Genomic DNA, 23,609 nt, shown 5'->3' with positions numbered 1-23,609 from the left:
TGCCTGCGGGTTATCTATCGATGGCGCGCAGCCCTCAGGCCGCGCTTTGTGCGCCTTGTACGGCGTCTTCGCGCAGCTGGAACTTCATGACCTTGCCGCCCGGATTCGTCGGCAGCGAAGCGCGGAACTCGATCACGCGCGGCACCTTGTAATTGGCCATGTGTTCGCGACACCAGGCGATCAGTTCGCTCGCCTCGAGCTGGAAGCCCGGACGCAGCACGATGCAGGCCTTGCCGACTTCGCCCATGCGCGCATCGGCGATGCCGATCACCGCCGCCTGCGCGATCGCCGGATGCGCCGCGAGCATGCGTTCGATCTCGGCCGGATAGCAGTTGAAGCCGCCGCTGATGTAGAGATCCTTCAGGCGATCGGTGATGCGCAGGTAGCCGCGCTCGTCGAGGCTGCCGACGTCGCCCGTGTGCAGCCAGCCTTGTTCGTCGACGGCCTCGCGCGTCGCCGCCTCGTCGTCGAGATACGCCTGCATGACGTTGTAGCCGCGCACCACGATCTCGCCGGACTGGTTCGGCGCGAGCGCCTGGCCTTGCGCATCGACGCAGCGCAGCTCGATGTCGGGAATCGCCTTGCCGCTCGTGAGCGCGATGGTTTCGGCGTCGTCGCTCGCATCGCAGAGCGCGACCACGCCGCAGGTTTCGGTGAGCCCGTAGCCGGTCAGCACGGTGGTGAATCCGAGCTCACGGCGAATGCGCTCGATCAGCGTCGGCGCGATGGCCGCGGCGCCGGTGATGGTCGCGCGCAGCGAAGACAGGTCGGCCTGCGCTCGCGCTGGATCGTCGAGCAGCGAGATGAACAAGGTCGGCGGCCCGGGCAGCACCGAGATGCGCTGCTCCGCGATGCGCCGCAGGATCGCGCCCGCATCGAACATCGCATGCGGCAGCACCGTACAGCCCGACAGCAGGCCGCCGAACCAGCCGACCTTGTAGCCGAAGGAATGAAAGAATGGATTCACCACCAGATAGCGATCGGCGGGCGACAGGCTCATCGCGCGAGACCAGTCGGCGATCACGCGCAGGTTCTGTGCATGCCCGGTGACGACGCCCTTGGGCAGCCCGGTGGTGCCCGAGGTGAACAGGATGTCGAGTCTCGATTCGCCGGTCAGCGCCGCGCTGCGCGCTTCCACCGCGCTCGCGTCGATGCGCTCGGCCAGCGATAAAAAATCATCCCAGCGCAGATCGGCAGCGCGCAGGGCGGCGGTGCTGTCGTCGAGCACGACGAGACGTTCGAGCGTAGCCGGGCGCTTGGAATCGAGCAGCAGCGGATAATCCTGCGCGAGCCAGGCGCCCGAGCAGACCAGCAACCTAGCGCCGCTCTTGCCGAGGATGTATGCGGCCTCGTCACCCTTCATGCGCGTGTTGAGCGGTACCAGCACGGCGCCGACCGCGTGGATCGCGAGCCCGGCGACCATCCACTCGACGCGATTCTGCGCCCAGATGGCGACGCGATCGCCGGCTTCGATGCCGCAGGCGATCAAGGCGCGCGCGGCTTGCATGCGCAGCGCGTCGAGCTGCGTGTAGCTCAGCGCGCCGCCGTCTTCGGCGATGACCGCGATGCGGTCGGCGTAGCGTTCGACCGCCGCGCGAAACGCGGCCGGGGCGGTATGCGCTGGCGTGCTCAGTCCGCCCACATCAGATAGCCGTTGTCGATGCGCATCTCGGCTCCGTTGATGAAGCTCGATTCGTCCGAGGCCAGGAACAGCACGAGGTTGGCGATGTCGGTGGGTTTGGCGAAGCGGGCCATGAGCTGCTTCTGGTCCATCATGCGCACCGCGGTCTGCTTGCCTTTGGGCATCGCGCCCATCAGGCCGCTGACCATCGGCGTCTGGATGCCGTCCGGGTGGATCGAGTTGCAGCGGATCTTGTAGAGGTTCATGCGGCAATGCGCCGCGATCGAGCGCGTCATCGCCGCCACCGCGCCCTTGCTCGCCGAATAGGCGCAGAACGAGCCGACGCCGCCGATGCCGGCCATCGACGACATGTTGACGATCGAGCCGCCGCCGCGCTTCTTCATCGCGGCGAGGCCGTGATGACAGCCGAGGAAATAGCCATCGGAATTGATGCGCTGGATCTTCTGCCAGGTGGCGAGATCGGTGTCCTCGATGTTGCCGTAGATCAGGATCGCGGCGTTGTTGACGAGGATGTCGAGCCCGCCGAAGGTTTCCTCGGTGATGCCGATGACCTGCTTCCAGTCGTCCTCGGAGGCGATGTCGTGCTTGACGAACAGGGCCGCGTCGCCGATCTCGGCGGCCACCGCGCGGCCGGCTTCTTCGTTGACGTCGGTGATGACCACCTTGGCGCCTTCTTTGGCGAGCAGCAGCGCATCCGCCTTGCCGACACCGCTCGCCGCTCCGGTCACGATCGCGACCTTGTCTTGCACACGTCCCATGCCCTGCTCCCGAATAGGTGGCCCGAATCGATGCCCGGATCGATGACCCGCGACGGTGGCTGATGAGTGCCCAGCCCTTCGTCATCTTTGGTCATCGGGGCGGTCGCGGCCTCGTCCGAGCGGGTGATGGGCAATGGCCTGCGAAGCCGAGCCGTTCCTGCGGCGCGGGTAGAATGCGCGACCCGCCCACCACCCGCTGTGCAGGCCAAACCATGTCGTTTCTCTCGCGCTTGTTTCGCAAAGCGCCAAAGCCGTCTTCCGTTCCCGCCCCGACGTCCCGACCGGCTGCGGCCGCGCCTCCCAAGCCCAGTGCGGCCGATCGCGCGCAGACCACCGCCGCGGAGGAGCAGGCCTTGCAGGCGGCCATCGGCGCCGGCGATGTCCAGGCCGTGGCCCGTCTGGTCGTTGCGGGAAGCTCGACCAGGGTTCGCCAGGCGGCCGCCCACGCGATCGATGACCCCGACGTGCTGCGACAGCTGATCCGCGATCTGCGCGGCGGCAACGACAAGGGCGTCTACAAGGTGCTGACGACCAGGCGCGACGCGCAGCTCGAGCAGGCCCGCAAGCTCGAACAGTCGCGCGCCGACATCGAGGCCGCATCGAAAGCGCTCGAGCGTCACAGCCAGGGCGCCTACGACGCTGCGTACGGCTCGGAGCTCGATTATCTGGAGCGCCGCTGGCAGGCCGTGGCCGCGCAGGCCGATGCGGAGCAGCGCGACCAGGCCCGGCAATGGATCGAGCGCTCGCGCCAAACCATCGCCGAACACGAGCGCCAGCTGGCGGCCGAGACAGCGCGCCAGCAAGCGGCGGCCCTTGCCGCCGCAGAAGCGCAGCGCCAGCGCGAGCAGGAGGCGCAGGCCGAGGCAGCTGCTGCGGCCGAGCAGGATCGGGCGCACGAGGAGCAGCAGCGTACGCAGGCCGCCGAACAGCCATCCGGCCAGCAGGCCGAGCAGCAGGCGGCGCGCCAGATCGGCGAGCTGATCAAGAAAGCGCATGCGGCCTTGAGCGACGGCAGCAGCCTGCGCGCGGCCGGTGTGCGCAAGTCCATCGAAGACAAGCTCGCCAAGGCGCCGCCGCTGCCGGCCAGCCTCGCCAGCCAGCTGCAACAGCTCGATAGGCAGATCGCCGAGCTGCAGGACTGGAAGCGCTTTTCGGTTGCGCCCAAACGCGCCGAGCTGATCGAGGAGATGGAATCGCTGGTCGGTGCTGAGCTGGAGCCGCTCGCGCTCGCCGATCAGATCAAGAGTCTGCAGGAGCAGTGGCGCAGCCTGAGCAAGGGCACTGGCGAAAACCTCGAGGCCGATTGGCAACGCTTTCACGAGGCCGCGCAGAAGGCGTATCAGCCGTGCAGCGAATACTTCGCGGCGCAGGCCCTGGTCCGCCAGGAGAACCTGCAGCGCCGCGATGCGGTGCTCGCGCAATTGACGGCCTTCGAGGCGGGCCACGATTGGGAGCGGCCCGACTGGCGCGCCGTGATCAAGACCCTGCGCGAAACCAAGCAGGAGTGGCACCAGCATTCCGCGGTCGATCGCAAGGCCGGCAAGCAACAGCACGAGGCGTTCACCGCCGTCTCCAAGCGCCTGCAGGCCCGGCTCGATGCGGAATACGCGCGCAACGTGAAGCAGAAGGAATCGCTGATCGAACGCGCCCAGGCGCTGCTCGCCAGCGACGACAGCCGCAGGGCCATCGAAGCGATCAAGGATTTGCAACAGCAGTGGAAAACCGTCGGGCCGGTGCCGCGCGAAGCCGATCAGCGACTGTGGGAAGCCTTCCGCCAGCATTGCGACGGCGTGTTCCAGAAGCGCCAGCAGGAGTCCGCCAGCTACACCGCCGGGCTCGAAAACAACAAGGCGCAGGCCATTGCCCTGTGCGAACAGCTCGAGCAGATCGCCGCGCTCGAAGGGCCCGAGCTGCAGGAGCGCGCGGCGGGCCTGGGCGAGTTGCGGACGGCGTTCGAAGGGCTCGGCGAGCTTCCGCGTGCGGAGACGCGCGAGCTGCAACGCCGGTTCGAAAAGGGCCTGGAACGCTGCGACGCCGCACTGGCGCGCCAGCGTGGACGTGAGGCGGAAGGGAGCTGGACGCACCTGTTCGAAGCCGCCAACCACGTGCGTGCGTATCGGCTCGCCGTGGTTCAGAAACTGGATGCGGAACGGATCGACGCCTTGAAAGAAGCCGCCGAAAGCTACATCGGCTCCGTGAAGCGCTGGCCGAAGGGCGGGCTTCAGGCGCTCAAGCAGGCGCTCGCGAGCGAAGGCTCAAGCGATCTCGCGGCGAACGAGACGGCTTTGAAGATGCTCTGCATCCGCGCCGAAATACTGAGCGATGTGCCGACTCCGGCCGAGGATCAAAGCTTGCGTCGCGAATACCAGTTGCAGCGTCTGGTGCAGAACATGGGGCAGGGTGGCGCTGCGGATGAAACCAGTCTGGACAGCCTGGCGATGGAGTGGGTGACTGCCGGTCCAGTGGACGAGGCGGTGTATCAGCCGCTGGTGCAACGGTTTCGGGGCTGCAGGGAGCGGTCGTCCAGAGGGGCATAGCTCAAGGAGCGATGCTGGACGACGAGTTCTGTGGCGTCAGATGGCGGCCGTTGTGGTAGCCCCAATTGGGGGTTTCCAGAACGCGGGAAACATCCGAAATTCAAGGAAATTCAGCGGTGGCCCTTTGAGTTTCGGCGTCGCCCTCGAACGATGGGCGAACAGACTGTGACCCCCTGCGGAGGGCGAGTTGCGCTCGTCAACGTGGGCGTGTCAGACATCTTGGGGAAGATGCGCAGGGCGGGACGATCGACGGATCCAACACGTAGGGGGAGCATTGAAATGAGAGTTGAAACGGCGGCACGCGCCATGGCCGTACTGGTTGCACTGATCGTGTCCGGGTGTGGACTTCCGTTGACCAAGTCTCCCCTGGTAGACCGCTACCAGGGCCTGGTCGATCGCTCCCAGCTGCAGCAGTCTCGCGCTCGCATCGAGGGCGCGAAGACCAAGGTTCTGGCGGTGGTCTTCTCCAAGAACACGCAAGCATCGCTGGCCTTCAATGCCGAGCTCAACCAACGGTTTCATTCGACCATCGGCAGCATGACGCTCAATCATGAGGCCATCGGCTCGGACGTCGACATCGTCCTGTCGGAGCAAGGTCTCCTGGGCGCCCTGTTCGTCCCGTTGAAGGCGGCGTTCAAGGAAGTGCGCCTTGCAGGCAGCATTCCGGAAGCGTTCGAGGGCGGGGCCGATTACGTCGGCGTGCTGGACCTGGATCTGAACTACATCAGCCTGGACAGCAAGTACACGCCGTCCCCGATCATGCATATCGACCATATCGCCAACTGCTCGATCAACTTCATCGATGGCGAGCTGGTGGCCGGGCCGGACGTCGTGGCGAACGTGCGCTACAAGCAGGAGACGGAACCCAAGTTCCCGGATGCCAATAACCGCGACTTCATCTTCGCGGTGAAGCAGGCGCGCAGCGCCCTGATCAAATCGTTCGCGGCCGAAGTGAAGGCGGCGGTGTCGCCGTAAGCGATCGCTCCACATGCGTGGCGTCAAGCATCCAGGGCAACTCATGAGCTTTGCATCGGCTGCATCTTTGGTTCCGGCCCTGCTGCTCTGCGGCATGGCCGTGGCGGCCGCGAGCATTCTGGACGACCCGGACTGCACCCGGACCATGACGCCCGCAGAGGTTCAGGACCTGAAAACCTGCATCGCTCGCGGCCCGGCCTGCGCGAAGTACTGGCCCAGCCAGGCCGACGATCTGCAGCACTGCGATGCGGCGGTGACCTGGCTGCGAACTGCCTTGAAGGGGCCGCTGGCGCAGCGCAACGAAATGTTCGGAGCGGACCCGGCGGCAGAACCGGCCTGGAAGAAGCTGCCGCGTTCGGGAACCACCGCCGCTCCACCGCGCTTCGATGTCACGCAATCCGCCAGCACCGATCCCTATGCGGCGACGAGCGCCGGCATCACGCCGGAGGCCGCGAAGCAGGCCGGATGGGATGTCGGTGTGCTGACAGGCGCCATCAAGGCCGGCGGCCAGGTGCTGCAGGACCAGGCGGCCTTCGACAACCCCGAGGCCGCGATGGAAGCCAAGCAAATACTGCAGAGCGTGGGACTCGGAGAGTACGCGGCCTCGGACCAGGCGATCGGCGGCGCGATGCCGCCGCAGGGCAATGGCGGGGACTATGAACAGTACTACGCAAAGTATTCGCGGTCGGCCCAGCTGGCGTGCTCGTCCGACGTATCGCCCGAATTCCGCAGCCGCTGGAGCCGGTTCACCGACCCCGACCTCGCCGAGTTCTACAGGTCGGTCAGCCGTCCGGGGCAGGTAGAGGCCAACGCGAAGAAGTGGGCGCCCCGCGTCAGCCAGTACTCCCTGCGTGACCAGAACAATGAACTGGGGCGCGGATATTTCCAGGCGCTGGAGGCCGCGCGCAGGGCCTGCCAGATCACCGTCGCCTGCGCCGACGGCGATGCGGAATATGCGCGCTTCCCGATGGCTTTGAGTTCCAGCATCACGACGCACGGACGGGTGGGCGTGGAGACCGGTGCGCTGGTCGCACTGCAGGTCGCCTACGCCGCCTTGCAAATGAACGCGGAGTTCATCGACGAGTATTCGCACTACGTCCGTCAGTGCATGGGCGCGGCGGCGCCGGGTGGGTCTCCAGCTTCACCGCGCGGGCAGACGTCGAATTCCCCTTCCGCCCCCCTGCAGGCAGATGAGGTTTGTCCCTTCAGCGAGCCGGAAAAGTCTCGATGCGACGCACGGAATGCAGCGCGCAGAAGAGGGGGATGATGACATTCCGGGGCAGGGCAAAACCCCGCCAAATGCAGATGTCCTTGTCCTGTGCGGGATCGATCAAAGCCTGTCTTGTGTCCGATTCTGATGAAGACACCTAACCGCTGAAAGATCCTGCCGTGCTTGCACGTCCTGTCCGCGACAGATGCCGGGCGGTGCCGATAACGCCCGCAGCAAGATTCGGAGTGTGTTGAAGCGCTCGCGATCACAGACTCGCGGAACCTTCACCACTGCGAGCCTCTCCGCCATGAACTCACCCCGCATCAAGACCGTCAGTGTCGAGCCGGCCATCCTTTACTGGGGGACGCCGGTCGTGCTGATCAGTACGAGCAACGAGGACGGCAGCTCGAATCTCGCGCCGATGTCCTCTGCCTTCTGGCTCGGTTGGCGCTGCATTCTTGGACTCGACGCCAGTTCGAAGAACACCGAAAACCTCATGCGGACCGGCGAATGCGTGCTCAACTTGCCCTCTCCGGCGCAGGTCGGGCATGTCGATCGATTGGCGCGGTTGACGGGAAGCGATCCGGTGCCGGCCGCCAAGCAGATGCGCAATTACACCCACGAGAAGAACAAGTGGGAGATATCGGGGCTCACCCCGGTGCCCAGCGAAACCGTCAAGCCGCCTCGTGCGCTGGAATGTCCGGTTCAGATGGAAGCGGTGCTTTCGGCTACCAACGGATTCATGGCCGACGATCCGATGTGGAAAGTGGGGATCAAGGTGTTCGAAGTCCGAATCCAGCGCGTCCACGTGCATCCGGAATTGCTGATGGAAGGCACGACCGATCGCATCGACCCCGACAAATGGGGGCCCCTGATCATGAAGTTCCAGAAGTTCTATGGCGTGAACGCCAGTCAGGTTCATTCGTCGCGACTCGGCGAGATCCCGGAAGCCACGTATCTGAGCCCCGACGTCGAGCGTGCGCGCACTGCTTCGAAGCTTTAATGCTCTCTCTAGCGCTGCTCCCCGGCAGCACTTCAAGCTTTCGCACTCGGCGGCGGAGCCAAGCTGCAATCAAAACACTTCTCCTCAACCCGCTCCGCAATCCGCCATCCATCGCCCGTGCGCACGAGCCGATCGAGATACCAGAAGCCGAAGAACATCGTGGTCTTCTTGCCGCCCTGCGGCTGGATCACCATCGGGTTGAAGCAGACGATGCGGCTGTTCGCGGTGTCGCCGTCGATCTCGAGCTGCAGGTTGCTGACGAGGTGGTAGTAGTGCGGGAACCAGTGCAGGGTTTCGGCGAGCCAGCGTTTGATCTCGGGATAGCGGCCCTTGATGCCGCCCATCGCGCTGTAGTCGATCCAGGCATCGGGCGTGAACACGCGGTCGAGCACATCCCAGTTCTTGCGGTCGATCGCGCCGGAATAGTCGGCGTGCAGTTGCTGGATTTCGAGACGGTCGGAGATGGTCTGCAGGTCGAGCATGGCGGGGCTCAGGCTTCGGCGGTCTGTCGCTGATTCGCGGATCTTGCGGCAGCGACATCACGCGCGGCTCGGCGACCCGAGAACACGCAGTCCGCATACGAAAGCCCGCTGACGTAGATGTTCGAGCAGATGCCGACCGCGGTCCTGCCGGCCGCGTAAAGACCGTCGATCGTGCTGCCATCGGCCCGGCGGACCAGGCCGCGACGCTCGTCGACGCGCAAGCCGCCGATGGTCATCGTCGGCAGCGGCAGCCACTTGGAATCGATCGAGGCGTCGATCGCGTAGAACGGGCCTTCGCTGATCTGCGCGCATTCGCCGCTGCGCTTTTCGAAGGCGTCGTCGATCTCGCCGCGTGCGGCCTTGTTGTAGTCGGCGATCGTCCTGGTCAGGGTTTGGCGATCGAAGCCGATGCGATCGGCGAGCGCGTCCAGAGTCGGCGCCTGCCTGGCGTTGAACCAGAGATTCACCAGCGCGACGTCGCGCTGGAACGGCACCGTGGATGGATCGCGTGCCTGCGCCATCGCGTCTCGACGCAGCCTGGCGTCGAGCACGATCCAGGCCTTGCCGCCGTTACGCTCGACCATCGCGTCGCCGATGCTCGCGCCATACAGCATCTCGTTGACGAAGCGTTCGCCGCGCTGGTTCACGAGCGCGCCCTTGGCCCAGGCCAGCGGCGGATTGATGAAACGCCAGGCGCTGATGCGATGCGGCAGATCGAAAGCACCGCCCACGCCGACGCCCAGCGCGATGCCGCTGCCGGTGTCGCCGAGCGTGCCGAGCGGCATGCCGGCGCTGTACTTGGGCGCGAGCTCGTCGATCATCTTGCGATTCATCACGAAGCCGCCGGCCGACAGCAGCACGCCGTGGTGCGCGCGATACCAGCGCGGCACGCGATGCTCGCGCTCGATCGCGGCGGCCTTGCGCAGGTAGCGTTGGCCGATGCGCTGCGTGAGTCCGGCGAGCGGAAAGCTCGGCGGCAAGGCGCCGAGCCATTGCGAGGCCGAGGCGATGCAACGCGCGTAGGCCGCATGCGCAGGCGAATCGGCCGGAATCACCAGCGCCTTCACGCCGATGACGCGACCGCCCGCATCGAGCGCAAGCTGCAGCGCCTCCGCATGCACGTGCAGTTTCAGGCCGAGTTTCACGGCCGCTTCGCGCAGCGGATCGTAGATCGCGCCGCCGAGCCCCCAGGCTTTCTTGCCGTTGGTGGTGTAGCCGCGATGCCCACGCGCCGCCGGTTTGGCCTGTCGCGCATACGGCGCGGCCAGGGAGCTGTCGGAGTGATAGAGGAACTTGTCGAGCGGCGGGTACGAGGTCTTGTCCTTGCACAAGGCGCTGCTGAGCTGGGCGCCGTGCCGCAGCAGCCAGTCGACGGTCTCGACGCTCTCGTCGCAGAAGCGGCGCAGGGTTTCGTCCTGCACCACGCCGTCGGTTTCGAGCTTGAGGTAGCGGAACATCTCTTCGGCGGTGTCCTGCTCGCCGGCCTGCCGCTGGAGGGCGGTGCCGCCGCCGGCATAGAACACGCCGCCGTTGGCCTTGGTCGATCCGCCGAGTCCGTAGCGATCGAGCGCGATCACGCTGGCGCCGTGCTCCAGCGCTTCGAGCGCGGCGGCGATGCCGGCTCCGCCGACGCCGACCACCACCAGGTCGGCGGCCTCGCTCCAGGGGTGCTGCTCGGGGTCGACCGTGAGCGGCGGCTCGATCGGCAAATCCCAGCGCGAGGCGAGCTCGTCGGCGGACATCGCAAGGCTCCTGCAGCGTCGGTTGAGGCCGCCAGACTCGGCCAAGCGCCTGCGCCCAGCCTCACCCCATCGGATGAAGAGTGCGGCAGGGGCCGTCTCGATAATGGCCGCGAACCCGCATCCGGTGCCGATTCGCCATGGCCTCCTCCATACAGGCGCTCGCTTACTTCGTCGCGCAAAGCAAAGACGTTTCGACTTGGCAGCGTTATGCCGAGCAGGTGCTCGGCGCGCAGACCGCGCCGGCGCCCGGCGGCGGGCTTTACCTGAAGCTCGACGAGCGGGCGTATCGCATCGCCATCGTGCCGGGTGCCGAGGATCGCTATTACGCCTCGGGCTGGGAGCTGCCGGATCGCGCCGCGTTCGATGCCAGCGTGGCGGCGGTACGCGCGGCCGGCGTCGAAGTCACGCCGGCCGATGCGCAGACCCTCGCGGCGCGCCAGGTCGAAGCGCTGGCGAGCTTCGTCGATCCGTCCGGCAATCTTCACGAACTCAGTCATGGCCGCACCGCAGGCGAGTCGGCTTTCGTTTCGCCGATCGGCGTGCGCTTCAAGACCGGTAGGTTCGGAGTCGGGCACACGGTGCTGCCGACGCTGAACTTCGATGCGAGCCTGAAGTTCTTTCGCGAAGTGCTGGGCTTCGGGCTATCGGACATTTTCGTTTTTCAGCCGGCGCCCGATGCGCCGAGCATGCGCATCTACTTCCTGCACGCGGCCAGCGGCCGCCACCACAGCCTTGCGCTCGCCGAAATGCCGAGCCCCAGCGGCTGCGTGCACGTGATGCTCGAAGTCGAGGACAAGGCCGAGGTCGAACGCGCGGATCAGCGCCGCATCGAGCACGGCGTCAAGCTCATGGCGACGCTCGGCCAGCACGAGAACGATCGCATGACCTCGTTCTACATGATGACGCCGGGCGGCTTCGCGCTCGAATACGGCTGGGGCGGCATCGAAGTCGATCCGGCCACCTGGCAAACCACGCAGACCAAGCAGGTTTCGATCTGGGGCCACGACTTCTCGGTCGGCTTCGCCTGATCGCCGGCGCGCACGAAAGAACACATGGCACTCGACAAACAAAAGACCGCGGCCGAAGTCGTCGCCGAACTGCGTAGCGGCATGACGCTGGGCATCGGCGGCTGGGGGGCGCGCCGCAAGCCGATGGCGCTCGTACGCGAAATCCTGCGCTCGCCGCTGCGCGATCTCACCGTGGTCAGCTACGGCGGGCCCGATGTCGGCATGCTCTGCGCGGCCGGCAAGGTGCGCAAGCTGATCTTCGCCTTCGTCACGCTCGATGCGATTCCGCTCGAACCGTATTACCGCAAGGCGCGCGAGAGCGGGGCGATCGAGATCGAGGAATACGACGAAGGCATGTTCCAGTGGGGCTTGCGCGCAGCGGCCATGCGCATGTCGTTTCTGCCGACGCGCGTCGGCCTCGGCAGCGACGTGCTCGCACGCAACCCGCGCCTGAAGACGGTGCGCTCGCCGTACGACGACGGCGAAGTCTACGTGGCAATGCCGGCGCTCAAGCTCGATGCGGCCTTGCTGCACGTCAACGAGGCCGATCGGCTCGGCAACACGCTCATGCGCGGTGCCGACACTTTCTTCGACCCCTTGTTCGCACGCGCAGCCGATGCCTGCTACGTGAGCACCGAACGCCTGCACGACAAGCTCGAGCTGAGTGCGGACGAAGCGCGCCAGAACGGCTTCGAACGCTATCTCGTGCGCGGCGTCGTCGAAGCCAGGGGCGGGGCGCATCCGACCTATCTCGGCCCCGATTACGGCTGGGACCTCGACCATCTGAAGCGCTACAGCGCGAGCGCGGCCGAAGACGGTGGCTGGCAGCGCTACGTCGAGGAATTCGTCTCGCGTGGCGAGGCCGATTATCTGAACAGCATCGGTGGAGCCGAACGTCTCGGCCGCCTGCGCCAGCCGGTGTTCTGACATGAGCCACGAAACGTCCAAAGAAATTTCATTGGCCGAGCTGATGATCGTCGCCGCGAGCGAAGCCTGGCGCGGCAACGGCGAGCTGCTGGCCTCGGGCATCGGCGTCATTCCGCGCCTCGGCGCGAGCCTGGCCAAGCTCACGCATACGCCCGAGCTGCTGATGACGGACAGCGAGGCTTATCTGGTGTCCGAGCCGGTTCCGCTCGGGCCGCGTGGCGATTACCTGCCGCGCTACGAAGGGTATCTGCCGTTCGATCGCGTGTTCGAATGCGTTTGGGGCGGACGTCGCCACGCCATGATCGGGCCGACGCAGATCGATCGCTGGGGCCAGAGCAACCTGTCGGTGGTCGGCGATTACGCCAAGCCCAAGGCGGCGATGCTCGGCGTGCGCGGCCTGCCGGGAAACAGCCTTTGCCACATCAATTCGATGTTCGTGCCGCAGCACAACACGCGCGTATTCGTGGCCGGCGAAGTGGACATGGTGTCGGGCGTGGGTTACCGGCGCGAGCGCTTCTCCGAAGGCATGAACACCAGCACCATCGATCTGCGCCGCATCGTCACCGACCTGTGCGTGCTTGATTTCGAAGCGCGTGCGGAAGACGGCAGCCCGGCGATGCGCGTGCGCTCATTGCATCCGGGCGTGAGCTTCGAGCAGGTGCAGGCCGCGACGGGCTTCCCGCTGCAGCGCGCGGCCGATCTCGGTGAAACCGCCTTGCCCGATGCACGGCAACTGGCGTTGATCGCGAAACTCGATCCGCACAATTTGCGTGCCGCGCAGCTCAAGAACAATCCGCCTGCATTGCGTGCGAGCACGCCGGTCAGCGCATGAGCGATCTCATCGAGCCCAAGACCGTCGAGATTCAGTACGAAACCGACGAGCCGGTGCTGTACCGCGTCGAAGCGGCGACGGCCTGGATCACGATGAACCGGCCGCAGTACAACAACGCGCAGAACTCGCAGATGACCTATGCGCTCGACGCTGCGTTCCGGCGCGCGGTCGACGACGATGCGGTCAAGCTCATCGTGCTCGCGGGCAGCGGCAAGCACTTTTCGGCCGGCCACGATATCGGCACGCCGGGGCGCGATCTGCACAAGTCCTTCGACCGCGTACATCTGCTGCCCGAGCACGTCAACAAGCCCGGAGCCGAACTGCTCTACACGCGTGAGCAGGAGGTTTACCTGGGCATGTGCCGGCGCTGGCGCGACATTTCCAAGCCGACGATCGCGATGGTGCAGGGCGCCTGCATTGCGGGTGGGCTCATGCTCGCCTGGGTTTGCGATCTGATCGTCGCGAGCGATGACGCTTTCTTCCAGGACCCGGTGCAGCGCATGGGCATTCCGGGCGTCGAGTACTTTGCGCATGCCTTCGAGCTGCCGCCGCGCGTGGCCAAGGAATTCATCATGCTCGGCGATCGCATGGGCGCGCAGCGCGCCTACGAACTCGGCATGGTCAATCGCATCGTGCCGCGCGACAAGCTCGAGAGCGAAGTGCGCTCGATCGCCGAGAATCTTTCCGCCAAGGGCCGGCTCGGGCTCTGGCTGACCAAGCAGGCGATCAATCACGTCGAGGAATTGCGCGGCAAGCGCACGGCGATGGATGCGGTGTTTCACATGCATCACTTCGCGCACGCGCAAAGCGACCTCACGCAGGGCAACAGCCTGGGCGGACAGGACGCGCGTTCGATGGCGGCTGCGAACAAGAAACAAGGCTGAGCCGATGACGGCGAGCCTGCTGCAAACCGAACTGACGCGCACTCTCGGCTGCCGCTATCCGATCGTGCAGACCGCGATGGGCTGGGTCGCCGACGCCAATCTGGTGAGCGCGACCACGCATGCCGGAGGCTTCGGCTTTCTCGCCGCGGCGGTGATGTCGACGCCGACGCTGCGCGAGCAGATCGCGCTCGTGCGCGAGCGTTGCGAAGGCCCGTTCGGCGTCAATTTTCACATGTTTCAGCCGAACGCGGCCGAGGTCATCGATACGGTGATCGAGCATCGCGATCGGATTCGCGCGGTCAGCTACGGCCGTGGGCCGGATGCGAAGACCATCGCTCGCTTCAAGCAGGCCGGCATCCTGTGCATGCCGACGGTCGGTGCGCTCAAGCATGCGCAAAAGGCCGTCGAACTCGGGGCCGACCTCATCACCGTGCAAGGTGGCGAGGGTGGCGGTCACACCGGCAGCGTGCCGACCACGCTGTTGCTGCCGCAGGTGCTCGATGCGGTGAAGGTTCCGGTGGTCGCGGCCGGCGGTTTTCATTCGGGACGCGGACTCGCAGGCGCGCTCGGCTTCGGTGCGGCGGGCATCGCAATGGGCACGCGCTTTCTGATGACGGCCGAATCGCCGGTTCCGCGTGCCACCTTGCAGCGCTATCTCGATGTGCGCGATGCCGCCCACATCCGTGCTTCGACCGCGCTCGACGGCATGCCGCAGCGCATGATCGACAACGAATTTTTGCTGCGGCTCGAACGCGGCGGCCTGCCTTCGCGCCTGCTCGTCGCGATGCGCAGCGCCTGGAGCTGGCGGCGCCAGACCGGCATGTCGATGAGCCACATGCTCAAGACCTTCATCGGCGCGATACGCGAAGGCGACTCGGCCATACAGACGATGATGGCCGCGAACGCGCCGGTCATCATTCAACGAGCCATGGTCGACGGACGTCCCGATGAAGGCGTGCTGCCGAGCGGACAAGTCGCTGCCGTGATCGACGCGCTACCGCCGGTTGCCGAACTCATCGCGTCCATCGTCGCCGAGGCTGAGCATTGCCTGTCTCGATTGCAGACAACGCCCATACCGAACACTCAAACAATCGCGACTCCGACCCGTTCCGCGAGAACCGCATGAGCCAGCCCTTCCGCACCACGATCACCGACGGCATCGCCGAACTGGTGATCCAGCGTCCGCCCGTCAACGCGCTCGACGACGCCGGCTGGCATGCGCTGGCCGACGAGATCGCGCGCATCGGCCGGCTGCCCGAGGCGCGCGTGATCCTGCTGCGAGCCGAAGGCCGCGGCTTCTGCGCGGGCGTCGATATCAAGGAGCTCGATGCGCATCCCGATCGCATCGTCTCGGTCAACGCGGGCAATTACCGCAGCTTCGAGGCCGTGCATCGCAACCCGCTGCCGGTGATCGTGGCCGTGCATGGCTTCGTGCTCGGCGGCGGCATCGGCTTGGCCGGTGCGGCCGACATCGTCGTCGCAGCTGATGACGCGAGCTTCGGCGTGCCCGAAGTCGATCGCGGCGCAATGGGCGGCGGCGCGCATCTGCAGCGTCTGTTTCCGGTGCAGAAGGTGCGCATGATGTATTTCACCGGCGAGCCGATCGGCGCCGCCGAGGCGCATCGTCTGGGTGCGGTCGAGCGCGTGGTGCCGCGCGAGCAGTTGCGCGAAGCGGCGCTTGCGATCGCAGCGAAGATCGCAGCCAAGAGCGGGCCGATGATCCGGCTCGCCAAGGAATCGCTCAACGGCATCGAAGACGGCAATCTCGAAGACAAGTATCGCTGGGAGCAGGGTTTCACCTTGCAGGCCTACATGAGCAAGGATTCGGCCGAAACACGCCGGGCCTTCGTCGAAAAGCGCGATGCGCAGTTCGATGGCCGCGCCGGAGCCAAGGCATGAGGCTCGAATACACCGAGCCGCAGCGTCAGTTTCGCGAAGAGGTGCGCGCCTGGCTCGCGGCCAACGTGCCGAAGACACCGCTGCAGAGCTTCGATACCGAACAGGGCTTCGCGGAACATCGCGCCTGGGAGGCCAAGCTCGCCAAGGGCCGCTACAGCGCCGTGACCTGGCCCGAAGCCTTCGGCGGCCGCGGCTGCGACCTCGTCGAATGGCTGATCTTCGAGGAGGAATACTGGAGCGCCTGCGCGCCGCTGCGCGTGAACCAGAACGGCATCTTCCTGCTCGCGCCGACGCTCATGGAGTACGGCACCGACGAGCAGAAGGCGCGCTTTCTGCCGCGCATGGCCAACGGCGACGACATCTGGGCGCAAGGCTGGAGCGAGCCCGGCGCGGGTTCGGACATGGCGGCCATTCGCAGCAAGGCGGTTCGCGATGGCGACCACTACGTGCTCAACGGGCAGAAGACCTGGAGCACGCGCGCGGTGTGGGCCGACTGGCTGTTCGGCTTGTTTCGCAGCGAGCCCGATTCGCAGCGCCATCACGGGCTGACCTTCGTGCTGCTGCCGCTGAACCTGCCGGGCATCACGATCCGTCCGATCCGCCAGCTCAACGGGCTGCCGGGCTTCGCCGAAATTTTCTTCGACAACGTGCGCGTGCCGGTCGAGAACCGGCTCGGCGGCGAAGGCGAGGGTTGGAACATCGCGATGGCGACGGCTGGCTTCGAACGCGGGCTCATGCTGCGTTCGCCGGGCCGCTTCCAGCAGACCGCGCGCATGCTGCTGCAGCTCTACCAGCGCAATCGCGAGCGCGCCGACGCCGACCCCGCGATCCGCGACGCGGTCATGCGCAGCTGGATGGGTGCGGAGGCCTATGCGCTCGCCACCTATCGCACCGCCTGCAAGCTCGGCAAGGGCGGAAAGATCGGCGCCGAAGCGAGCACCAACAAGATCTTCTGGTCCGAGCTCGACCTGCTGATGCACGAAACCGCGATGCAGATCCTCGGCGCGAGCGGCGAACTCGTCACCGAGCCCGAAGAAGCCGCTGCGCTCGGCAACCGTTACGGCTGGCTCGACGGCTTCCTGTTCTCGCAGGCCGGCCCGATCTACGCAGGCACCAACGAGATCCAGCGCAACATCATCGCCGAGCGCATGCTTGGCCTGCCGAGGGTCTGAGCGATGGATTTCACGTTCAGCGAAGAACAACTGGCCTATCGCGATGCGGTGCGCAAATTCCTGATGGTGGAAGCGGCGCCCGAGATGCTGCGCGAAATCTGGGAGACGCGCAGCGGCCGTTCGCGCGAGCTGCGCGCCAAGCTCGCGGACCAGGGCCTCACCGCGATCTCGGTTCCCGAGCCGCATGGCGGCATGGGCCTGGGCGATCTCGACTGGGCGCTCGTGCAGACCGAGATCGGTTACTACGCGATCCCGGATTCGCTGTCCGACACCGCCTATCTGGGCGCCTGGCTGATCGAGAACCTGCCGGCCGACGTTGCGCTCAAGCGCGACTGGCTGCCGCGCATCGCCGCGGGTACGGCGCGCATCGCGATCGGCCATCCGATCAATCCGCTGATCGCGGACGCCGAGCTCGCCGACCTGCTGCTGATGTGGCACGAGGACGAGATTCATGCGCTGAAGCCCTCGTCCGCGCGTTGCACGCTGCATCCGAGCATCGATGCCTCGCGCAGGCTGTATTCGGTCGAATGGACGCCGTCGCCGCAGACGCGCCTGTGCTCGGCGCGTCACGGTCGTGCGCTGTGGTCGCGCCTGCTCGATCGCGGAGCGCTCGCGCTGGCGGCCCAGCTGCTCGGACTCGCGCAGCGCATGGTCGATCTGGGCGTCGATCACGCAGCCCAGCGCAAGCAGTTCGGCAAACCGGTGGGCTCCTTCCAGGCGGTCAAGCATCAGCTGGCCGACGTCGCGGTGAAGATCGAATTCGCCGAGCCGGTGCTGCATCGCGCGGCCTATGCGCTGGCGCACGAACTCGACGACGCGGCGGTGCATGTCTCGCACGCCAAGCTCGCGGCCGGCGAAGCCGCACGCCTGGCGGCCCGCAACGCACTGCAGGCGCATGGCGCGATGGGCTACACCTGGGAGGCCGATCTGCAGATGTTCATGAAACGCGCCTGGGCGCTCGACGCGGCCTGGGGCGATCGCATCTTCCACAAGCAGCGCGTGAGCGCCGCGATCTTCGCCGAGACGGTCGAGATCGGGCCGGGCACCACTTTCCAGAACCTGCAGGACTACCGGAACTTCTGATGGCTCAAGCACAGGCTTACATCGTCGACGCGCTGCGCACGCCCACGGGCAAGCGGCGCGGAACGCTCGCGAACATCCACGGCGCCGACCTCGGCGCGCACGCGCTCAAGGCCATCGTCGAGCGCAACGCGATTCCGGCCGAAGACTACGACGACGTGATCTTCGGCTGCCTCGATGCGATCGGCCCGCTGGCCGGCAACATCGCGCGCACCAGCTGGCTCGCGGCCGGCTTGCCGCTGCACGTGCCGGGCGTGACCATCGATCGCCAGTGCGGATCGAGCCAGCAGGCGATCCACTTCGCGGCGCAGGCGGTCATGAGCGGAACGCAGGACGTGGTGATCGCCGGCGGCGTGCAGACCATGAGCCAGATCCCGATCAGCTCGGCGATGCTCGCGGCGCAGCCGCTGGGCTTCAGCGATCCGTTCTCGGGCAGCAAGGGCTGGGCGCAGCGCTTCGGCAGCGAGCCGGTGTCGCAGTTCCACGGTGCGCAGCTGATCGCCGACAAGTGGGAAATCTCGCGTCGCGAGATGGAGGACTTCTCGCTCGAAAGCCATGTGCGCGCGCGACGTGCGATCGCCGAAGGCCGCTTCGCGCGCGAGATCGTGCCGATCGCCGGACTCGATCACGACGAAACCACGCGTGAAACCTCGATCGAGCAGATGGCCAAGCTCGAGCCGCTCGCGCCGGGCGGCACGATCACGGCCGGCGTGTCGAGCCAGACCGGCGACGCGTCCGCCGCGGTGCTGATCGTGTCCGAGCAGGCGCTCAAGCGCTATGGCCTGACGCCGCGTGCTCGCATCCATCATCTGAGCGTCTATTCCGACGATCCGATCTTCATGCTCACGGCGCCGATTCCGGCGACGCGCGTGGCGATGAAGAAGGCCGGCATGAAGCTGTCGGACATCGACCTCGTCGAGATCAACGAGGCTTTCGCGCCGGTGGTGCTGGCCTGGTTCAAGGAAACCGGCTATCCGCACGAGAAAACCAACGTCAACGGTGGCGGCATCGCGCTGGCGCATCCGCTCGGCGCCACTGGCGCCAAGCTCATGACGACCTTGCTGCACGAACTCGAACGCACCAAGGGCCGCTACGGCCTGCAGACCATGTGCGAAGGCGGCGGCGTGGCCAACGTGACCATCATCGAGAGGCTGTGAGATGAGCCGCATCTGCGAAGACCGCATCATCATCGTCACCGGCGCCGGAGCGGGTCTGGGTCGCGAATACGCGCGCGCACTGGTCGCCGCGGGCGCCAGGGTGCTCGTCAACGACATCAAGCTCGAAGCGGCGCAGGCCGTCGCCGACGAGCTCGGAACCGCCGCGCTCGCCAATGGTGACGACATCACCTCGATGAGCGGTGCTCGTTCCATCGTCGAGGCGGCGGTGTCGCGCTTCGGAGACGTGCACGGCGTGGTCAACAACGCGGGCATCGTGCGTGATCGCATGTTCGCCTCGCTGAGCGAAGACGACTGGGATCTCGTCGTCAAGGTGCATCTGAAAGGCCATTTCTGCATCGCGAGCACACTGGTGCAGCGCTGGCGCGACCAGGTCAAGGCAACGGGCGCCAGGGTCGATGCGCGCATCGTCAACACCAGTTCGGGCGCGGGTCTGCAAGGCTCGGTCGGGCAGAGCAACTACGCGGCGGCCAAGGGCGGTATCGCCTCGCTGACGCTCGTGCAAGCGGCCGAGCTCGGACGCTACGGCATCACCGCGAATGCACTCGCTCCGGCTGCGCGCACCGGCATGACCGAGCAGGTGTTCGCGGACACCATGAAGGCCCCGGACGCGGGCTTCGATTTCTATCATCCGTCCAACGTCGCGCCGCTGGTGGTCTGGCTGTGCAGCGCGGCGTCGGCGCAGGTCAGCGGTCGCGTCTTCGAAGTGGCCGGCGGACAGGTTTCGGTCGCCAACGGCTGGCGCACCGGCGAGGTGATCGACAACAAGGCGCGCTGGAAACCCGAGGCGATCGGCGATGCGATCGAAAGCCTGATCGCCAAAGCTCAGCCGCCGCAGAAGGTCTACGGCACCTGAGCGTGCATCGCGCATGAACCTCGCACTGAGCGACGAGCAGCGCATGATCCGCGAGTCCGCGGATGCGGTGCTCGCGGAGCTGGCCAGCTCGTCGCGGACCCGGGCCGCGATGGAAGCAGACCCAGGATTCGATGCGGCGGCCTGGGAACACATCGCCGCCGAACTCGGCTGGTGCGCGATGGCGGTTCCGGAAGCCTGCGGCGGGCTCGGACTCGGAGCGGTCGAGCTCGTGCAGTTGTTCGAGCCGATGGGGCGGTCGCTGTTCTGCGCGCCGTACTTCTCCACGGTAGCGCTGGCCTTGCCGGTGCTGCTGCATCAGGCCGATGAAGCCGCGCGCGATCGCTACTTGCCGATGATCGCCGAAGGGCGTTTGCGCCTGACTGCGCCGATGCCGGATGGGGCGGGCGATCACCACCGCGGCGCCTTGCACGCGCACTGCGTCGATGGTCGCTGGCAGCTCGGCGGGCGTGTCGAGCGCATCGTCGACGGCGCCAGTGCCGAGCTGCTGTTGCTGCCGGCTCGTTGCGAGGACGGCCTCGGCTGGTTCGCGGTGCGTGCGGAAGACGCGCGATGCGAGCCGATCGCCGGTTGGGATCGCACGCGGCGATTCGCTGCGCTGGCGCTCGAAGCGACGCCGGCGGTGCGGATCGATGCATTGCAAGCCCATTCTGCGAAAGCCGCTGTGCTGTCGCGGCTTTGCCTGGCCGCCGAACAGCTCGGTGGAGCACAGGCCTGTCTCGACATGACCGTTGCCTACGTCGCGGAGCGCAAGCAGTTCGGGCGCGCGATCGCATCGTTTCAGGCGGTGAAGCATCGCTGCGCGCGGATGATGGTGGATGTCGAGGCCTTGCGGTCGATGGTGTATGGGGCGGCGGCCTTGTTTGCGGAGACCGAGGGCGCTCTTTCAACTGGCGCTCCCTCACCCGGCGCTATCGCGCCACCCTCTCCCGCAGGCGGGAGAGGGGAACAGCGAGCCGTCGCTGATGAATGCGCAATCGCGCTTGCATTGGCCAAGGACACTTATTTCAGCTGCGCCCAGGAAGCGATCCAGCTGCACGGCGGCGTCGGCTTCACCTGGGAATACGATCCCCAGCTGCATCTCAAACGCGCCCAGGCCGGCGCGCACTGGATGGGCACCGCCAGCGCCTTGCGCGAACGCATCGCCGAGCGGGTGTTCGCATGAGCGCCAACGACGTCTTCAGGGCCGAAGTCGCGGCCTGGATGCGTGAGCATCTGATCGGGCGCTTTGCCTGCCTGCAGCATCGCGGCGGTCCGGGCGACGAAGAGTTCGAACCCGAGCTGCGCAAGCAATGGGAACGCGAACTCGCGGCCGGCGGCTGGACCTGTGTCGGCTGGCCGGTCGAGTACGGATGTCGCGGGCTGTCGATCGAACAGCAGGTGATTTTCCACGAAGAATACGCACGCGCCGGCGGCCCGGGTCGCATGGGCCACATCGGCGAAGGCCTGATCGGCCCGACACTGATCCGCTACGGCACGCCCGAGCAGAAGGCGCGCTTCCTGCCCGACATCGTTGCGGGCCGCGTGTACTGGGCGCAGGGTTATTCGGAGCCCAACGCAGGTTCCGACCTCGCCAACGTGCAGACGCGCGCCGAGCGCCAGGGAGACGGCAGCTGGCGCGTCACCGGGCAGAAGATCTGGACGTCGCTCGCGCACGAATCCGAATGGATCTTCGTCGTCGCACGCAGCGAGCCCGGTAGCCGCGGCGGCAAGGGGCTGAGCTTTTTGCTGCTGCCGCTCGCGCAGCCGGGCATCGAGATCAGGCCGATCCGCCAGCTCGGCGGAGGCTCGGAGTTCAACGAAGTGTTCTTCGACGGCGCCGTCGCCGATGCGCAGTCGCTCGTCGGCGCGGCCGGCGAAGGCTGGAAGGTGGCGATGTCGCTGCTCGAAGCCGAGCGCGGCGTTTCCACGCTCGGGCAGCAGATGCGCTTCGCGCACGAGTTCGACTGTGTGGTGGCCGCGGCCAAGGCGCAGGGGCGCGACCGCGATCCGGCGATCCGCGATCGCATCGCCCAGGCCGCGATCGGCCTGCGCACCTTGCGCTACAACGCGCTGCGCACGCTGGCCGGCGAAGCGACGAGCCTTGGCCGCGAGGCGCTGATCTACAAGTATTACTGGAGCAACTGGCATCGCGATCTCGGCAAGCTCGCCATGGACGTACTCGGCGAGGCCGCCGACACCCCGAGCGACGATCCGCTGATCCGTCCGCTGCAGCAGCTGTTCTTCTTCTCGCGCGCCGACACGATCTACGGCGGCACCAACGAGATCCAGCTCAACTTGATCGCGGAGCGCGGGCTCGGAATGCCGAGGGAACCGCGGCCGGTGGCGTAGGGGATCGCGGTTCAGAGCTGGCTGCTTTTCCTCTCTCCCGCGTGCGGGAGAGAGTCCCTCGCGTTAGCGAGGGGAGTGAGGGAACACCGGCTGTAAAAATCGCTCGATCCGAAGGCGCCCTCGGCGGGGAGAGAGGGGCTTCTAGGCCTTCGAATGGAAGCCAAAGAAGAAACGGCAAAGCGCAGCGTTCCGTTCACCGAATCTCACCCTTCCGGCTGATTTTCGAGCGCCCGCTAGCGGCCACACTGCGATCAGCCCATTGGATCGTTCATGACCGCCACTCCCACCATTCCCGTGCCCGTACCCGAATACGTCGCGCCGCACGGACTGCTCGCAGGCCGCAGCGTTCTGGTCACCGCGGCCGCCGGAGGCGGCATCGGTTTCGCCACCGCCAAGCGCACGCTCGAAGAGGGCGCGCGCGCCGTCGTGATCGCCGATGTCCACGAGCGGCGCCTCGGCGAGGCGCTCAACGCGCTGCGTGGCGAGTTCCCGGATCGCAGCGTCGAAGGCCTGCTCGCGGACGTCACGCAGGAGCCGCAGGTGCAGGAGCTCGTCGACTTCGCCGAACGCATCACCGGCGGCATCGACGTGCTCGTCAACAATGCCGGCCTCGGCGGCAGTCGCCGTGTCGTCGACATGAGCGACGACGAGTGGAACCGCGTGCTCGACGTGACGCTCACGGGCACGTTCCGGATGACGCGCGCGATGCTCAAGCGCATGCAGCCGCGTGGCAAGGGCGCCATCGTCAACAACGCTTCGGTGCTCGGCTGGCGCGCGCAGAAGGAGCAGGCGCATTACGCGGCGGCAAAGGCCGGCGTGATGGCGCTGACGCGCTGCGCGGCGCTCGAGGCGGCCGAGTTCGGCATTCGCATCAACGCGGTGTCGCCGTCGATCGCGTTTCACGAACACCTCAAGAAGACCGCGCCGGCCGCGCTGCTCAGCGAGCTCGCGAGCCGCGAAGCCTTCGGCCGTGCGGCCGAGGTCTGGGAGATCGCCAACGTGATCGTGTTTCTGGCCTCGGACTACGCCTCCTACCTGGTCGGCGAAACCATTTCGGCCTCGAGCCAGCGCGCCTGAGA

At 66.5% G+C, this 23,609-nt stretch carries 21 protein-coding genes; 17 read left to right on the top strand and 4 right to left on the bottom strand.

What is annotated here, in order from left to right:
• Positions 1-34: 34 nt before the first annotated feature.
• Entirely contained in the window at positions 35-1,642 is a 1,608-nt protein-coding gene (locus WQQ_RS20625; protein WP_007187200.1) for a FadD3 family acyl-CoA ligase, read from the bottom strand.
• A complete protein-coding gene (locus WQQ_RS20620) occupies positions 1,630-2,400 on the bottom strand; it encodes a glucose 1-dehydrogenase (RefSeq protein ID WP_007187199.1) in 771 nt (256 codons plus the stop codon). Before WQQ_RS20620 ends, WQQ_RS20625 begins: the two co-directional genes overlap by 13 nt.
• Before the next feature lie 212 nt (positions 2,401-2,612).
• On the opposite strand from WQQ_RS20620, the gene WQQ_RS23380 reads away from it, so the two are divergent.
• From WQQ_RS23380 to WQQ_RS20600, 4 genes are all read left to right on the top strand, one after another.
• The gene (locus tag WQQ_RS23380; RefSeq protein ID WP_050997794.1) at positions 2,613-4,937 is read left to right on the top strand and encodes a DUF349 domain-containing protein; all 2,325 of its coding nucleotides are present in this window, start codon (positions 2,613-2,615) and stop codon (positions 4,935-4,937) included.
• A 306-nt stretch (positions 4,938-5,243) separates the two neighbouring features.
• On the top strand, positions 5,244-5,912 hold the full coding sequence (locus WQQ_RS20610; RefSeq protein WP_007187196.1) for a hypothetical protein: 669 nt from the start codon (positions 5,244-5,246) through the stop codon (positions 5,910-5,912).
• Between the two features lie 13 nt (positions 5,913-5,925).
• On the top strand, positions 5,926-7,179 hold the full coding sequence (locus tag WQQ_RS20605; RefSeq protein ID WP_007187195.1) for a hypothetical protein: 1,254 nt from the start codon (positions 5,926-5,928) through the stop codon (positions 7,177-7,179).
• A gap of 250 nt (positions 7,180-7,429) precedes the next feature.
• A complete protein-coding gene (locus WQQ_RS20600) occupies positions 7,430-8,125 on the top strand; it encodes a flavin reductase family protein (RefSeq protein WP_040455249.1) in 696 nt (231 codons plus the stop codon).
• Between the two features lie 32 nt (positions 8,126-8,157).
• On the opposite strand, the gene WQQ_RS20595 is transcribed toward WQQ_RS20600, so the two are convergent.
• On the bottom strand, positions 8,158-8,607 hold the full coding sequence (locus WQQ_RS20595) for a nuclear transport factor 2 family protein (protein ID WP_007187193.1): 450 nt from the start codon (positions 8,605-8,607) through the stop codon (positions 8,158-8,160).
• An 8-nt stretch (positions 8,608-8,615) separates the two neighbouring features.
• A complete protein-coding gene (locus tag WQQ_RS20590; RefSeq protein ID WP_007187192.1) occupies positions 8,616-10,349 on the bottom strand; it encodes an FAD-binding protein in 1,734 nt (577 codons plus the stop codon).
• Between the two features lie 137 nt (positions 10,350-10,486).
• On the opposite strand from WQQ_RS20590, the gene WQQ_RS20585 reads away from it, so the two are divergent.
• The 13 genes from WQQ_RS20585 (at position 10,487) to WQQ_RS20525 (ending at position 23,607) form a co-directional block, all read left to right on the top strand.
• Positions 10,487-11,377, top strand: coding sequence for a VOC family protein (locus WQQ_RS20585; RefSeq protein ID WP_007187191.1), 891 nt, complete (start codon positions 10,487-10,489; stop codon positions 11,375-11,377).
• 24 nt (positions 11,378-11,401) lie between these two features.
• Positions 11,402-12,283, top strand: a complete 882-nt coding sequence (locus WQQ_RS20580; RefSeq protein WP_007187190.1) for a CoA transferase subunit A — start codon at positions 11,402-11,404, stop codon at positions 12,281-12,283.
• Between the two features lies 1 nt (position 12,284).
• The gene (locus WQQ_RS20575) at positions 12,285-13,115 is read left to right on the top strand and encodes a CoA-transferase subunit beta (RefSeq protein WP_040455247.1); all 831 of its coding nucleotides are present in this window, start codon (positions 12,285-12,287) and stop codon (positions 13,113-13,115) included.
• Positions 13,112-13,999, top strand: a complete 888-nt coding sequence (locus WQQ_RS20570) for an enoyl-CoA hydratase (RefSeq protein WP_007187188.1) — start codon at positions 13,112-13,114, stop codon at positions 13,997-13,999. Before WQQ_RS20575 ends, WQQ_RS20570 begins: the two co-directional genes overlap by 4 nt.
• Before the next feature lie 4 nt (positions 14,000-14,003).
• Positions 14,004-15,125, top strand: a complete 1,122-nt coding sequence (locus WQQ_RS20565; RefSeq protein WP_007187187.1) for an NAD(P)H-dependent flavin oxidoreductase — start codon at positions 14,004-14,006, stop codon at positions 15,123-15,125.
• Positions 15,122-15,898: an enoyl-CoA hydratase family protein gene (locus WQQ_RS20560; RefSeq protein ID WP_007187186.1), complete on the top strand. Its 777-nt coding sequence runs from the start codon at positions 15,122-15,124 to the stop codon at positions 15,896-15,898. The genes WQQ_RS20565 and WQQ_RS20560 overlap by 4 nt, the downstream gene beginning before the upstream one ends.
• Positions 15,895-17,070 carry an acyl-CoA dehydrogenase family protein gene (locus WQQ_RS20555; RefSeq protein ID WP_007187185.1) on the top strand — a complete coding sequence of 392 codons (1,176 nt, stop codon included), beginning with the start codon at positions 15,895-15,897 and terminating at the stop codon, positions 17,068-17,070. Before WQQ_RS20560 ends, WQQ_RS20555 begins: the two co-directional genes overlap by 4 nt.
• Before the next feature lie 3 nt (positions 17,071-17,073).
• Complete coding sequence (locus WQQ_RS20550; RefSeq protein WP_007187184.1) at positions 17,074-18,153, top strand: acyl-CoA dehydrogenase family protein; 1,080 nt, start codon at positions 17,074-17,076, stop codon at positions 18,151-18,153.
• A complete protein-coding gene (locus tag WQQ_RS20545) occupies positions 18,153-19,307 on the top strand; it encodes an acetyl-CoA C-acetyltransferase (protein ID WP_007187183.1) in 1,155 nt (384 codons plus the stop codon). The genes WQQ_RS20550 and WQQ_RS20545 overlap by 1 nt, the downstream gene beginning before the upstream one ends.
• A 1-nt stretch (position 19,308) precedes the next feature.
• Positions 19,309-20,181 carry an SDR family oxidoreductase gene (locus WQQ_RS20540; RefSeq protein WP_007187182.1) on the top strand — a complete coding sequence of 291 codons (873 nt, stop codon included), beginning with the start codon at positions 19,309-19,311 and terminating at the stop codon, positions 20,179-20,181.
• Positions 20,182-20,194: 13 nt separating this feature from the next.
• Complete coding sequence (locus WQQ_RS20535; protein WP_007187181.1) at positions 20,195-21,364, top strand: acyl-CoA dehydrogenase family protein; 1,170 nt, start codon at positions 20,195-20,197, stop codon at positions 21,362-21,364.
• Positions 21,361-22,530, top strand: a complete 1,170-nt coding sequence (locus WQQ_RS20530; protein WP_007187180.1) for an acyl-CoA dehydrogenase family protein — start codon at positions 21,361-21,363, stop codon at positions 22,528-22,530. Before WQQ_RS20535 ends, WQQ_RS20530 begins: the two co-directional genes overlap by 4 nt.
• Before the next feature lie 270 nt (positions 22,531-22,800).
• Entirely contained in the window at positions 22,801-23,607 is an 807-nt protein-coding gene (locus tag WQQ_RS20525) for an SDR family oxidoreductase (protein ID WP_007187179.1), read from the top strand.
• Positions 23,608-23,609: the final 2 nt, after the last annotated feature.

Origin of the sequence: Hydrocarboniphaga effusa AP103, assembly GCF_000271305.1 — a bacterium.
In the GTDB taxonomy this organism is placed as follows: Bacteria; Pseudomonadota; Gammaproteobacteria; order Nevskiales; family Nevskiaceae; genus Hydrocarboniphaga; species Hydrocarboniphaga effusa.
Note: the sequence above shows the minus strand (reverse complement) of the source record. Positions and strands in the feature narration are given on the sequence as shown.